The sequence below is a fragment of the Bacillus sp. CGMCC 1.60114 genome, from assembly GCF_042676365.1.
In the GTDB taxonomy this organism is placed as follows: Bacteria; Bacillota; Bacilli; order Bacillales; family Bacillaceae_G; genus Bacillus_A; species Bacillus_A rhizoplanae_A.
The window spans coordinates 67,266-80,899 of sequence record NZ_JBHTHG010000014.1; the positions used below are offsets into that span (position 1 = coordinate 67,266).

Below are 13,634 nucleotides of genomic sequence, written 5' to 3' on the forward strand. Positions count from 1 at the left end.
TGGTGAGAAATTGAAATGGTTAAATCGCATTAGAGCAGCAGCAAAAGGCGCGGCAGCTGGATGGAAAGGTGCTGGATTCGACTTTTCTTCATGGTTTGGCAGGAATTTTTGGGGTATTGACAATACAAAATTAACTACAAATGAAACAATATTTAGTGTAATTAGTCGATTAGCGAATACAATGTCTTCTTTACCATTAAAACTTTATAAAAATTATGATATGGTCCTAAATCAAGCAGCTGACGTTATAATTAACAATCCGAATTCAAACATGACAGGATTTGAATGGATAAACAAAATTGAAGTTTCTAGAAATGAAACTGGAAATGGATATGCGGCAATTATGCGTGATATTCGTATGCAACCAGAAGCATTAGTTCCTATTGATTCAACTTATGTAACGCCTTTTTTAAACACAGACGACAACAATTTGTGGTATGAAGTTCGCGGAATTGATGGCACATATTATATACACAACATGAACATGTTCCATGTTAAGCACATCACAGGAGTTTCAAGATGGTCAGGAATTAGTCCGATAAATGTGTTGAAAAATACATTAGAATACGATAAGGCAGTACAAGAATTTAGTTTGTCAGAAATGAAAAAGAAAGATAGTTTCATTTTACAATACGGTGCAAATGTGGACGGTGATCAAAGACAGCGAATTATTGATGATTTTAAAAGGTTTTATGCAGAAAATGGCGGTATTTTGTTCCAAGAACCGGGTGTAACGGTTACGGATATTGAAAGAAAATATTTTGCATCAGATACGTTGGCATCAGAACGGATTACTCGTTCAAGGGTGGCCAACGTTTTTAATGTCCCTGTTTCTTTTTTAAACGATACAGAAGGACAAAGCTATGGGAGTAATGAGCAACTGATGATTCAATTTGTTCAAATGACTTTGACACCTATAGTAAGGCAATATGAACAAGAATTGAATAGGAAATTGCTAAATCCAGCAGAAAGAAAAGATGGTTATTACTTTAAGTTTAATCTTGGCGGTCTATTAAGAGGTGATATGGCTTCAAGAACTGCATATTATCAAGCAGCAATTAGAAGTGGATGGTTATCACAAGACGATGTTCGTCAAAAAGAAGATGAGCCACCTGTAGGTGGTAACGCTTCGAAACTTTGGGTGAGTGGTGATTTATATCCAATTGATATGGACCCAGCTCAACGAAAGGGGGTGAGTGATAGTGGGAAACAAACAAAAGAATAAATTTTGGGAAATGAAAATGGCCGCAAATAATAGCTCAGCGGATATTTTTATTTATGGAGAAGTTACTAAATATGCTTGGGAAGAGTATGGGGAGATATCTTCAACACTATTCAAGCAGGAACTAGACGATTTAGAAAATGTGGATACAATTAACCTCCACATTAATTCTCCTGGTGGAAGTGTGTTTGAAGGTATCACTATTTCAAACATGCTTAAAATGCATAAAGCAAAAGTCATCGTATATATTGATGCTTTAGCAGCTTCAATTGCATCTGTAATTGCCATGTGTGGGGACAAAATTTATATGCATAAGAATTCAATGCTGATGATTCATCATGCTTGGACATATGCATCTGGAAATGCACAGCAATTAAGAAAAGCCGCTGATGATGTGGAAAAAATCAGTAAATCTAGCTGTATGATTTATTTAGATCGTGCTGGTGATAAGTTAACAGAAGAAAAATTAAATGAGCTTCTTGACGCTGAAACATGGTTGTCGGCTGAGGAAGCTCTTTCTTATGGACTTTGTGATGAAGTGATTGAGGCAAATCAAGCAGTTGCTTCTATTAGTGAAAATCTGTTGAAGGAATATAAAAACATTCCCCAACAATTCATTACTGGAACGCAACAAGCACTTTCCGCTGAAGAAATGGCTAAACGTCAAAAAATTGCTGAAGAAGCGAGAGCTAATGCGGAGTATATAAATTCTATTTTAGGAGGAATTCACTCATGAAATTTGAAAAACAAGCAAAACCATTTAGATTATCTATCGGTAATTTTCAGTATTTTTCAAGTAACACTTTATTTGAACTAAAACAAAATTTATCTACTATTGGTCAACAATTACAAAAAGTAGAGGGAGAACTTGCCCAGAAGGCCATTGATACAACGGCTACAATGGAGGATATTCAAGCTTTACAAAAATCAAAACAAGATTTACAAATGCGTTTTAATGTAATCAGAGAGCAACACGATGCTATGGAAGCAGAGCAAAAGGCGAAATTTCATTCTCAACAAGGAATTAACGGTATTGAAGATCCAAACCAAAAAGTAGTTGCAGCAAAGGCAGAATTAATTCGTGCAACTATGCGACAAAAAGCAATCACATCAGATGTACGTCAAGTATTAGGTGACAACAATGCAACTGGTGGTAACAAATTCTTACCGAAAACAGTATCGACAGATATTTTAGTTGAACCAACTGTAAAAAATCCATTGAGAAATCGTTCAGTAATTACACAAATCACCAACCTAGAAATTCCAAAATTAAATTTCACATTAGATGATGATGATTTTATTGCTGATACAGATACAGCAAAAGAATTGAAGGCGACTGGAGATGTTGTTTCATTCGGCCGATATAAATTTAAAGTATTTGCAGGGATTTCTGAAACAGTTCTGAATGGTTCAGATGCAAACCTTGTATCCTATGTTGAAAATGCGTTGCAATCTGGTGTAGCAGCGAAAGAAAAGAAAGTGGCATTTACTACTACTCCAAAAACTGGAGAAGAGCATATGTCTTTTTATAAAGCTGGAGTAAAAGAAGTAAAGGCAGAAAATAAATATAAAGCAATTAAAGCAGCTATTGCTGATTTGCATGAAGATTACCGAGAAAATGCAGTAATTTATATGCGCTATATTGATTACTCAGATATTATTGAAGTTCTTGCAAATGGAAATGCAACTCTATATGCAGCTCAACCTGAACAAGTGCTTGGTAAACCAGTAGAGTTTTGTGATTCAGCAGTTGACCCAGTAGTTGGTGATTTTTATTATTCTCATTTTAACTATGATCTAGATGCGCTCTATGATCGCGACAAAGATGTAAAAACAGGTATCGAACAATTTGTTGTGACAGCTTGGTTAGATCATCAAATTAAGCTAAAATCAGCGTTCCGTATTGCGAAAGTTGCTACACCCTAATCCTCCCCAAGCACCAACAGGATTAAAAGCTGACTCTACTACAGTAACAACCACTAACATTAGTTGGTCTCCTGTTGTATATGATGGGGGTATTAAAGAATATCAGATATTCAGAAATGGAAACAAAGTAGGAACATCAACAACAGCAACTTATAAGGATACTGGATTAACCGGAAGTACAACTTATAAATATCAAGTAAAAGCCGTTGGAAATAATAGTTTAGAATCATCATTAAGCGCTGAATTATCAGCAACAACGTCTGCATCTGGAACGTAGGTGAGGTGTTGAGATGTTAGAACAGGTAAAAGGATTTTTGCGAATTGATGGGAGTGAGGATGATATAAACCTCACTCTTTTAATTGATTCTGCAAAAGAATCTCTTAAAGGTGCTGGGGTCCAAGAAAGAGATTCTGCTCTATATCGCTTGTCTGTACTGATTTATGTAGCCCTACAGTATGATCCAGATTCATACGCCAAACTAGAAAACACTTTACAAACTAATATCTTACAAATGAAATACAAAGGTGAAGAATCATGACTCTAGCCAAGTGGAATAAACGTATTGTAATTGAACATAAAACATCCGAGACAAAAGACGAAGAAGCAAATACAATTCCTGCCGAATGGAAAGAATTTGCTACAGTTTGGGCTAAACCTCAAACACCATTCGGTTCCGGTTTTAGATCAGAAACATTTCAAGGAAATGCGGAGTTTGTTATTAAACTAATAAATTTCACTATTCGATACAGAGAAGGAATCACTTCTGCAATGCGTGTACGATATAAAGGGCGACTATTTGAAATTAAGTCGGCTATTGATATCGATGAACAGCATAAAGAAATTTGCCTTATCTGTGAGGAGCGATCTAATTGGCAGGAATAGAGGTTTTCGGGGTTGATCAGTGGATTAGGCAATTAGAAGACTTAGGGAAAAATGTAAATAAAATTACAAAGGATGCATTACAAGCAGGAGCAGAAGTTTTTGATGATAGGTTAGAAGCAAATTCTCCTGTTGGTCCAGAACCGCAACAACCAACAATAAACCAATCGTGGCGAGATGGAAAACACGCAAAAGATGCAATAAAAAAAGGGAAGATTGTGAAAAAGGGCAGTATGTATTCTATCGAAGTTGGTTGGGATAAAGCTGATCGTTCTCCGCATTTTTATATGAAGTTCCAAAACTGGGGAACTAGTAAAAAACCAAACCCACCACATAAAGGATTTGTGGAAAAAACAATCCTTGAGGTTGAAAAAGAGGTGTTGGCCGCAATGAATAGGGCTTTCATGGATGCGATAACAAGATGAGGAATTTTAATAAAGAGGTATTCGATATTTTACGAACAAATCAAGTTATTAAAACAGAACTTGGTGGGGAGTTCATCTATCAGTTTGTGAAAGGAAATGACCAAACAAATATATGGATCACTTTTTCGGAATTAGGTGATACACCAGGCTTTTATGTCGAAAACACGGAAAAAACATCCGTTATTATGTATCAAGTGGATATATGGTCCATGTCACCTATTAAACATCAATTAAAAAATGCAGTGCAGGCAGCTATGAAAAAGCTGTCTTTTCAGCGTTTAAGTACATTTCCGGATTACGAACAGGATACAAAAATTTATCGATATGGCTTTCGCTTTGTAACGGAAACCACCACATAAAGGAGGAAAAAAGATGATTATCGATTTTAGAGATTTGCATTATGCGACATTAACTGAAACACCAGATGGTAAATATTCATACGGGCCAATTAAACGACTTGGTTTAACGGTCAGTGGTAAAGCATCTCCGAAATCTGATTCGGTAACTTTTTACGCGGAAGGTGGACCAAGAGCAACAGCTTCCGCGTTCGGTGGAGTAGAGATTGAGTTAGAAACAGACAATCTTTCTTTATCTACTTACGCTGAATTATTAGGTAAGAAAGTTGTGAAAGGGCAAGTCGTTGATAATGTAAATGATATCGCTCCATATGTAGCTTTATTATATCGTTTGCCATACGATGACGGTAAAAATTTATATGTTTGCTATTACAAAATGAAGTTTGAGATTCCGTCCGATGAGCATAAAACAGCAGAGGATAAACCGAACTTCCAATCAGCAAAAATCAAAGGAAAAGCACTTCAACGTGCTGATGGTAATTGGAGACATCGACTAGATGAAACGGAACCAGGCTTTGATGCAGCAGTTGCAGCAAACTGGTTTAAAACTGTACCAAGCCCACCAGTAGCAGTTTAATAGAGAGAGTAAGGGATGGCATATCGCCGTCCCTATTTTAATGCTAGGAGGAGAACGTTATGAAAATTACATTACAAACACCAGAATGTGAAAAGGATTTCTTTTTACCAGAACATATTCCAGGTTCTATGACATTTGAAGCATCTAGGCTGATTCCTGAATTAGAAAAAGATTTTGTTCCCGAAGATATGATTAAAAAGGCAGCTGACTTTGTTTGTCGTTTGTACGGAAATAAATTTACGGTTGATGAATTTATCGATGGAACGCACGTATGGTTTTTAACAATCACAATTTATTCTGTATGCGCTACTGTTTTAGGGCGGTTAGAAGAAGCATTAAAGATGATGAATAAGGTTGAAGAATCCAAAAAAAAGATGATGGAACAAATAAGAAATCCCAAAAGGAAGAAATCAGCTACAGTGAAATAGTTATGGATTTTTATAATCTATTAATGGATGCAGGTATGACACAAACAGAAATAAATGAAATGGATATTGCGTTTTACTTTACCTGTTTAACAAGGAAAGAAAAAGCGAATCGAATTACAACAGCAAACCAAGCGCCAAGCTGGCTATAAAGGTAGGTGAGAGACGTGACAATGGGTGAAGGCACAATTGGTGGAAGAGTCGTATTAGAGACAGATGGATTTGAAAATGGTATTGCTGGTGTAAATAGAAGTTTGCGCATGCTTGATTCTGAGTTTAGAAATACCTCAGAGCAATTAAAAGGTGTTGGATCTGAGATGGATCAATTACAGAATAAAGCATCACATCTCAGCGAAAAAATAGAGTTACAGGGTAAAAAAGTACAACAGTATGAGCAAAAGTTAGCTTCATCGAAGCAAAAACAACAAGAAATGCGCCAATCGTGCGAAAGCTTAGCTACATCGATGCAACAATTAGAACAAGAAATCCAGCAAAGTACGCAAACATATGGTCAAAATTCACAAGAAACTCAGCAGTTGAAAGAAAAATATAAACAATTGCAACAAGAATATGCACAAGGATCACAAGCATTGCAGCGATTAAATGCCACAGTTGAACGAAATACAATTGCTTATAATAATGCACAAGCTAGCCTTCATCGCTTTCGGAATGAGTTAGGAGACACACAAGAACGAATCGTTGAGTTAAATAATGTTTCTGAGCGCTTGCGTGAAAGAATGACCGAGATTGGCGATACTTTGCAAGACAAGGGCGCTAAAATTGGACAAGGATTTGGTGCAGCGGCAGCAGGAGTAGCAGCTGGTATTGGACTAATTGCCGTTAATGCAGCCCAGTTCGAAGAAGCGAATAAGAAAGTCCAGTCAGGTCTTGGTTTGACGAAGGAAGAGAGCCTAAAGGTTAGTGCTGTAGCAAAAGAGGTATGGCGCGAAGGATACGGCGAAGACTTAGAAAGCGTGAGTGACTCTTTAGTTAAAGTAAAGCGCAATATAAAAGATATTAACGATGATGAAACATTAAAACAAGTAACAAGAGATAGTCAGATTTTAGCTGAAACAATGGAATCTGATGTGAATGAAGTTACACGTGGCGCGAATCAATTAATGGGGCGATTCGGCCTATCAAGTAAAGAAGCATTTGACTTGTTGGCGCAGGGATCAGCTAAAGGATTGAACTATTCAAACGAGTTATTTGATAACCTGAGTGAATATGGGCCTTTATTCAACGAGATGGGATTTAGCGCAGAAGAGATGTTTACCATTCTCATAAATGGCTCTCAGAATGGCGCCTATAATCTTGATTACGTGAACGATGTTGTGAAAGAGTTCCAGATTCGCGTGAAAGATGGTAGTAAGAGCACGAATGATGCCATGAGTCAATTATCAGAAGGCACTCAAAAAGTTTGGAAGAATTTCTTAGAAGGAAAAGGGACGGTAAAGGATGTTTTCAATGCTGTTCTGAATGAATTAAAGACAACCGATGACCAAATCAAGGTAAACCAAGTTGGGGTAGGACTTTTCGGCACGAAATGGGAAGACCTTGAAAAGACCACCATGCTTTCCTTAAACAATATGGAAACAGGTCTTGGAGATTATAGCGGTGCAATGGATAAAATGGTTGATGGATATGATACAAGTGCAAAAGAATGGAAATCCATCACTCGTGAAATGCAACTTGCTTTAGAGCCACTTGGTAAGGTCATAATCGATATCGCTAAACAAGTAATACCAGAGCTGAAGGAATCGGTTAAAGGTGCAGCTGATTGGTTTAACAATTTAGATGACGGAAGTAAAAAGGTATACGGTACAGCCTTGTTATTAACTCCAGTAGCCTTAGGGTTGGCCAGCGCATTAGGTTTTGTTGCTATGGGTATTGGAGCAATCCTTGCAAATCCACTTGTTGCGACAATTGGAGCAGCAGTAATTGGTGTTGGTGCTTTAGGAATCGCGGTCACTGATCTAGGCAAGAAAATGGAGAAGGCAGAGCAAGATAACAAACGTTTTGGCGACGGTGTAAGTGAAAGCACTAAAAAAGCGCTTGATGGATATGTAACTTTAAAAGAACAAGCATTTAAAACTTTAGATGAAATACCTGTTATGACAGGTGAAAAAGCAAAAGAAGCTGTGCAACGTGCTCATGAGGAATTTGGAAAGCTTGCTGATGAAGCAATTAAAGCGATTAACGCGGATAAAGGTAAATTCCAAGCGCACCTGGATAGTTGGTTTGCTGGTGAATCAGACCCAGCTGTATTACGCGCAAAAGATAAAATCGTTAATGACCAAATGGAAGTCTTCAAGGCGCAAGAAGAAGCTGTTATTAAGGCAAATGAGAAGATACAGAGTCTTTTAACACAATATAACGGCCAAATCTATAAAATGAGTGCAGCTGATAAATCCGTATTCCTTACAGCTTTAAAATCTATTGACGGTGAAATTGGAAAAGCAGCTTCGAAAAGTGTGGAAGAAATCCAAAAAATCGGCAAGGCAATGGACAATTTCAACAAAAACACTTCTGTTGAAACGATTCAAGGGAAAGTAAAAGATTTAGGTTCAGAGTATACAAATCTCACAAATGAGTTGGATAAAGCTAGACAAAAAGAAATAGAGTTTGCAAAAAGTAAGATAACTGATACAGAAGGACAAAAGATTGCTATTGCTCAGATTAATAAAAAATACTCTGAGCAGTCTGTACTTCTTACAGAAGGTTATAAACAGCAGATGCAACAAGCACAAGAAGTGCTAAAAGCAAAAGGCATTGAAATGGATTTAACAACCGGAATGACGAAAGCCGAAGCTGAAAAGATCACAGTGCAAGGTAGAGGCTTTAGTGAGTATGTTAAGAATTCCGAAATTATCGAAGGCAAAAATGAAAATTTATTTAAGCGATTTGAAGAAAGGGCTCAAAAAGAATCAGATATACGTAAAAAGAGTGCCGATCAAGTAAAAGAATATGGTGAATCCCTTATCGCCAATTCATCAAGTGTGTATGAAACATTATTCCAGTCCACACGGGACAAAGCTGTACAAGTCGGTACTGATATTGCTTATGCGCTTGAAGATGGTACAAAAGCGGTTAACCTTGGTGAAAAAGGCGTTGTTAAAGTCGATGAATTTGTGGATGGCATTAAGTCAGGTAAATATAAGGTGCAAGATGTAGCAGTTGCTCTTATCAATACAATGCGTGTAGAAATGGGAAATAAACCACTGACCACAGAAGGTATTCAGGTAATGACTTCTTTTGCGGAAGGATTGAAACAACTAAATGTTACGGATATTGCCGCAAAACTAAATCTTGATCTCAAGAAGAATTTAGAGATTGATTTAGGACCAATCGGTAAAATGACCACAACGCAATTTGTAAATGGTTTAAAAGAAGGCACAGTTGGAATTGACGCTGTGTTTATTTTCTTTCAGCAACATTTATCGAAATTAACAGCAACCGATTTATCTCAAGATGGAACCAAAATCATGTCTACGTTGAAAACGGGTATGGAGATGGGGTTCATCGGTGTACAGGATGTATTCAATAAGTTAGGAATAACACTTGATGATCAAACAAAATATGATTTAGGAGCCAATGGACAGTATACAGCAAACTCTCTTGTACAAGGTTTGCAAAATGGTCAAATCAACATAGATACAGCACTTGAAGTAATTCGACAGATGGTTGTACAAAAAACAAACGTTGATGCTACACAGCAAGGTGCACAAATTCCAAGTACTGCAGCGTCCGGAATTCGTCAAACAGGAGATCAGCCAGTTCAAGCCGCAGGTGAAGTAAAACAGAATATAGAAAACAAACTAGGCTCAACTACTGATGGAAATGGCGGATCAAATTCTATTTCATTATTTAAACAGAAAATAGAAGGTAATAGGGGCAGTGCAGAAGGCGCAGCAAGTGGCGTGAAATTTGGGGTTGAAGGCGTACTTGGTAGTGCTACAGATGGAGGCGGCGGTGCAAAAGCTGGTGGTCAATTTGCAAGTGGTTTAAATTCTAAATACAGTGCAGCACAGGGAAGCGGTTCTTATGTTGCTGGCGGTGGTAAAGACGGTCTTGCAGCTATTACAGCCGATTCTGTAGGTACAGCATTCGGTAAAGGGTTTGCTAGTGGAATGGATCAGGCTTGGGATGCTGTACGTGCAAGGGCGGCTTCACTAGCACAAACAGCATTTAATGCTTTAAAAGACGCTTTAAATGTAAACTCACCATCTCGTTTGACACGAGATCAAGCTGGTTTACCATTCGGTGAAGGTTTTGCTTTAGGTATAAAAAAATCAGCGTTTATGTCTGAAAAAGAGAGTCGTTCACTTGCGTTACAAGCTAATGATGCTCTTGTTGATACGTTAAATACAAACGAGCACACATTTGCAGGAGTTCGTATGGCGCAAGGTCTTGCGACAGGAATCAAGAGTCAACTTTCTGTTGTAAAAGATGCTGTACAAGATACTGTTTCAGAAGCAATGGGTGGAATTCGCACAATTAAGGCTAGTGAAATGTTTAATTTTAAAGGTGACGATCCATTATCAAAGTATTTTGGTTCAGCTTTAACAGATGACAATCTTATTCGTAATTTACAGGATAAGATGCAAAGTATCAAAAAACAATTAGCTAGTTTTGATGGATTTTCAAAAGCTGATGTGGACTTAGGGCAATGGAGAAAAATACTGTTGGACAATTCAAATACACGTCAAGCAGCACCAGCTAATGAAGTAAGTAGCATGCAAAAAAATAAGTCCCAGCCTATTCAAATTATTAATAACTTCAATACAAGCGATAATTCTGAGGTCATAAGACAACAGCGAAAATTAATGGAAGAAGTGACATTCATGTTAGGAGGGGCATTGATGTGAGCAAAAATATAGTTATTGAAAATCGTTTAGGAGAGAAAATTGAAATAGGGCCACAACCACCTTACGTACTAGTTTCTTTTGACCCTTCTGGCAGCCAAGCTGATATTGTTCAGACACAGGGATATATGCAGGATGGAGTTTCGACTGGAGCTGTTACAATGAAAGCTATGCAATATCCTATTGAATTCTATATGGAGAGTACAGGATTACAAGGGATATATCAGTTACGCAAGAATATGAATCGGATTTTGAATCCAAAATTAGGGCCGTTTACTTTTACAGTAACCCTACCACATGGTACATTTCAAAATCAGATTATGATCGAATCTTTACCGAGGTACAGGTTGGAAGATGAAAATTTACTTACGATACAACAAGGAATGTTTCATATTTTCACACCAGATCCATATTGGAAGGGCGAAAAAGATATAGAAGTTCCCCTTTTAGCTTGGGAACCTAAATTTGTTTTTCCTTTTTCTTATCCTCCAGACGTTATTTTTGGAGTAAAAGGCGAGAAAAAGCAAGTAGTTAATAATGGTGATGTAGAAGCTCCATGCATTATAGAAATCTATGGACCTTGTACAAATCCAGTTGTTAAAAACGAAACAATACAAGAATCTATTAAGGTTAAACGAGAACTAAAACCAGGACAAAAGCTTGTAATAAATACGGCATATGGTAAAAAAACCGTAGAAATTATTTTAGAAAATGGAACAAAGCAAAATGCCTATAATTGGATTGCTACAGGTTCAACATTATTTAAGTTGAGTAGAGGGTTGAACATATTAAACTATGAATCTGATGCTGGAAAAGACAGTGCAACAGTGGTGATTCGTTTCAGAGAAAGATTTGTAGGACTTTAAAAAAATAAAAAATGGAGGTGAGGACGCTTGACTGAGCGTTCTTTTTTATTTGATTCGGAATTTGATCCAGCAACAGGAAAACCTGACAGGGCCATGAATTCAACTGATTTTGCGCGTGTTTTTAATTGGTTTTTAGGAAGTGGAATTATAAAAGGTTTTAAAGACGAGCTCAAAGTAATTGCGCAAGGTAGTGGTATGAAGACCGTTGTCCAACCTGGGGCGGCATTTGTGGAGGGACGTCCGTATAGCAATGATGCAAATATCGTATTAACTCACGATCCAGCGGATGCAACTAAGACACGAGTCGATGAAGTGGTATTGCGACTAGATTTATCAAAAGGAAAAAGGTCAATAAATGTAGTGGTTAAAAAAGGAGCATTAGGAGCGAATGTACCTCCACTTTTACAAGAAGATGACGTTTTTTCAGGAGGGCTAATATTTGAAATACCTTTGGCTATTATCACAATTACACCAGGTAAGTCGTATATCGATAACTCTCAAATTGCTAATCAGCATTCAACAGGTATATATATTGATTTGATGTCGATATCGGGAATGTACTTGAAGCAAGATGATGCAAAGACATTATACACATATAATGCATCTACTTCAGACGGTTGGTATACAGTAGGTAATTCGCCTTGGGAGCAACTTCGTGTGATTAGACAATATAACGGAATGTGTACAATCGGTGGACAAGTTATGGGTGGAAATTTAGGAGCAGATCGTTATGTTGCTGCCTTCAATTATTGGGCTCGTCCTAACAAAACTATTCCATTGACGGTAATCGGAGCTGATGGATCATGGGGATATTGGTATCTTGAACCGACTGGAAACTTACGTCAAACAGGAATTACACCAAAAACAGGTAATGTCCATATTATACCCGCGAGTTATGTTGGTGTTGGGGCAAATGAGGTGGCAGGACAATGATTATATATACACCACAACTTGAAAAAATAGGTGAAATTGATAATTATGAATCACTAACATTTGAAAGATCATGGAGTGATATTGGCAAGTTCGAGCTTCATGTACCTAATACAGCTCAATATGCAACATCATTGTTTGATGATATGTTTATTTTGATAGATGAAAAAAGAGTAGGAATTATTATAAACTATAGTATTAACGAAAACGATATAAGGATTGTAAAAGGGTTTCAGTTAAAACAGATATTAGGGAATCGCATTATTACACCACCATCAAATACAACTCATGACAGAAGATATGCAGATGCCGAGACAGTTATGAAACATTATGTAGATAGGCACATTATGTATCCGGCTAATTCTGAACGTATTATCCCAAATTTCGTAATGAAAGCTAATCAAAAGCGTGGTCCAGTCTTGCAATGGGAAAGCCGTTTAAAGAATCTTGCTGAAGAGCAAAAAAATATTTCTCTTGCTTCCAACTTAGGGTGGGATGTTTGGTTAGATGAGGAAGCAAGACATTTTGTTTTTGAAGTATTCGATGGTAAAAATTTAACTCGAAATCAGTCAACATATCCACCTATTGTGTTCTCTGTTGAATTAGATAATGTACTTAAACGTGAATTTGAAAAAGATGCAACAAATTTTAAAAATACGGCTTATGTTGGTGGTCAAGGTGAGGGTGATGATAGACGAATTGTCGAAGTTTCAGCAGAATCAGCAACTGGTTTAGCGCGAAAAGAAGTGTTTATTGACGCTCGTGATTTGAGTAATCAAAAAGAAGATAAGACTGATAAACCAGAAGCTGAAATCGTAAAAATGCTTACAGAACGCGGGAAGCAAAAGCTTGAGAGCGATTATGCTAAAGTAGTGTCATTTTCTTGTTTCGTGGTTGAAAAACCTGGAATGGAATACGAAAAAGACTGGTCAATTGGTGATATTGTCACTTGTGAAGATGACAAAAACGGCATCTTAATGGATGCGCGTGTCACTGATGTGGAAGAAACGTATCAAAATAACGAACGAAAATTAAAAGTTACATTTGGAACAAAACGTATGGATATAACAAGACTTTTACAAAGAGAACTTGCACAAGTGAAAAATATTATTCGAAACTAAGACCATTTTGTAGGTCTTTTTTTATTTAAAAAGGAGTGATA

15 protein-coding genes are annotated in these 13,634 nt (G+C 37.1%); all 15 read left to right on the forward strand.

Annotation, left to right across the window (positions count from 1 at the left end; genetic code table 11):
- The first annotated feature begins 10 nt into the window (after nucleotides 1–10).
- From ACFQZ1_RS08015 to ACFQZ1_RS08085, 15 genes are read left to right on the forward strand one after another with little or no spacing between them, the layout of a single operon-like run.
- Nucleotides 11–1,225, forward strand: coding sequence for a phage portal protein (locus ACFQZ1_RS08015; protein ID WP_377881601.1), 1,215 nt, complete (start codon nucleotides 11–13; stop codon nucleotides 1,223–1,225).
- On the forward strand, nucleotides 1,203–1,958 hold the full coding sequence (locus ACFQZ1_RS08020; RefSeq protein ID WP_377881602.1) for a head maturation protease, ClpP-related: 756 nt from the start codon (nucleotides 1,203–1,205) through the stop codon (nucleotides 1,956–1,958). Before ACFQZ1_RS08015 ends, ACFQZ1_RS08020 begins: the two co-directional genes overlap by 23 nt.
- The gene (locus tag ACFQZ1_RS08025) at nucleotides 1,955–3,148 is read left to right on the forward strand and encodes a phage major capsid protein (RefSeq protein WP_377881603.1); all 1,194 of its coding nucleotides are present in this window, start codon (nucleotides 1,955–1,957) and stop codon (nucleotides 3,146–3,148) included. The genes ACFQZ1_RS08020 and ACFQZ1_RS08025 overlap by 4 nt, the downstream gene beginning before the upstream one ends.
- Nucleotides 3,135–3,425 carry a fibronectin type III domain-containing protein gene (locus ACFQZ1_RS08030; protein WP_377881680.1) on the forward strand — a complete coding sequence of 97 codons (291 nt, stop codon included), beginning with the start codon at nucleotides 3,135–3,137 and terminating at the stop codon, nucleotides 3,423–3,425. The genes ACFQZ1_RS08025 and ACFQZ1_RS08030 overlap by 14 nt, the downstream gene beginning before the upstream one ends.
- A 13-nt stretch (nucleotides 3,426–3,438) precedes the next feature.
- The gene (locus tag ACFQZ1_RS08035) at nucleotides 3,439–3,687 is read left to right on the forward strand and encodes a head-tail connector protein (RefSeq protein ID WP_377881604.1); all 249 of its coding nucleotides are present in this window, start codon (nucleotides 3,439–3,441) and stop codon (nucleotides 3,685–3,687) included.
- A complete protein-coding gene (locus ACFQZ1_RS08040; RefSeq protein ID WP_377881605.1) occupies nucleotides 3,684–4,031 on the forward strand; it encodes a phage head closure protein in 348 nt (115 codons plus the stop codon). The genes ACFQZ1_RS08035 and ACFQZ1_RS08040 overlap by 4 nt, the downstream gene beginning before the upstream one ends.
- Nucleotides 4,019–4,453, forward strand: coding sequence for an HK97-gp10 family putative phage morphogenesis protein (locus tag ACFQZ1_RS08045; protein WP_377881606.1), 435 nt, complete (start codon nucleotides 4,019–4,021; stop codon nucleotides 4,451–4,453). Before ACFQZ1_RS08040 ends, ACFQZ1_RS08045 begins: the two co-directional genes overlap by 13 nt.
- A complete protein-coding gene (gene gp17 / locus ACFQZ1_RS08050) occupies nucleotides 4,450–4,812 on the forward strand; it encodes a tail completion protein gp17 (RefSeq protein ID WP_377881607.1) in 363 nt (120 codons plus the stop codon). Before ACFQZ1_RS08045 ends, gp17 begins: the two co-directional genes overlap by 4 nt.
- A gap of 13 nt (nucleotides 4,813–4,825) precedes the next feature.
- On the forward strand, nucleotides 4,826–5,386 hold the full coding sequence (locus ACFQZ1_RS08055) for a major tail protein (RefSeq protein ID WP_377881609.1): 561 nt from the start codon (nucleotides 4,826–4,828) through the stop codon (nucleotides 5,384–5,386).
- 59 nt (nucleotides 5,387–5,445) lie between these two features.
- Nucleotides 5,446–5,814, forward strand: coding sequence for a phage tail assembly chaperone G (gene gpG, locus ACFQZ1_RS08060; protein ID WP_377881610.1), 369 nt, complete (start codon nucleotides 5,446–5,448; stop codon nucleotides 5,812–5,814).
- Nucleotides 5,815–5,816: 2 nt separating this feature from the next.
- Nucleotides 5,817–5,963, forward strand: coding sequence for a hypothetical protein (locus tag ACFQZ1_RS08065; protein WP_377881687.1), 147 nt, complete (start codon nucleotides 5,817–5,819; stop codon nucleotides 5,961–5,963).
- A gap of 15 nt (nucleotides 5,964–5,978) precedes the next feature.
- A complete protein-coding gene (locus ACFQZ1_RS08070; protein ID WP_377881611.1) occupies nucleotides 5,979–10,679 on the forward strand; it encodes a phage tail tape measure protein in 4,701 nt (1,566 codons plus the stop codon).
- Nucleotides 10,676–11,542, forward strand: a complete 867-nt coding sequence (locus ACFQZ1_RS08075) for a phage distal tail protein (RefSeq protein ID WP_377881612.1) — start codon at nucleotides 10,676–10,678, stop codon at nucleotides 11,540–11,542. The genes ACFQZ1_RS08070 and ACFQZ1_RS08075 overlap by 4 nt, the downstream gene beginning before the upstream one ends.
- Nucleotides 11,543–11,569: 27 nt before the next feature.
- Entirely contained in the window at nucleotides 11,570–12,475 is a 906-nt protein-coding gene (locus ACFQZ1_RS08080; RefSeq protein WP_377881613.1) for a hypothetical protein, read from the forward strand.
- Nucleotides 12,472–13,593, forward strand: coding sequence for a siphovirus ReqiPepy6 Gp37-like family protein (locus ACFQZ1_RS08085; RefSeq protein WP_377881614.1), 1,122 nt, complete (start codon nucleotides 12,472–12,474; stop codon nucleotides 13,591–13,593). Before ACFQZ1_RS08080 ends, ACFQZ1_RS08085 begins: the two co-directional genes overlap by 4 nt.
- Nucleotides 13,594–13,634 lie beyond the last annotated feature (41 nt).

Coding starts and splice junctions, on each gene's coding strand:
- ACFQZ1_RS08025 (WP_377881603.1), top strand. CDS start 1,955: ATGAAATTTGAAAAACAAGCAAAACCATTTAGATTATCTATCGGTAAT.
- ACFQZ1_RS08035 (WP_377881604.1), top strand. CDS start 3,439: ATGTTAGAACAGGTAAAAGGATTTTTGCGAATTGATGGGAGTGAGGAT.
- ACFQZ1_RS08040 (WP_377881605.1), top strand. CDS start 3,684: ATGACTCTAGCCAAGTGGAATAAACGTATTGTAATTGAACATAAAACA.
- gp17 (WP_377881607.1), top strand. CDS start 4,450: ATGAGGAATTTTAATAAAGAGGTATTCGATATTTTACGAACAAATCAA.
- ACFQZ1_RS08055 (WP_377881609.1), top strand. CDS start 4,826: ATGATTATCGATTTTAGAGATTTGCATTATGCGACATTAACTGAAACA.
- gpG (WP_377881610.1), top strand. CDS start 5,446: ATGAAAATTACATTACAAACACCAGAATGTGAAAAGGATTTCTTTTTA.
- ACFQZ1_RS08065 (WP_377881687.1), top strand. CDS start 5,817: ATGGATTTTTATAATCTATTAATGGATGCAGGTATGACACAAACAGAA.
- ACFQZ1_RS08085 (WP_377881614.1), top strand. CDS start 12,472: ATGATTATATATACACCACAACTTGAAAAAATAGGTGAAATTGATAAT.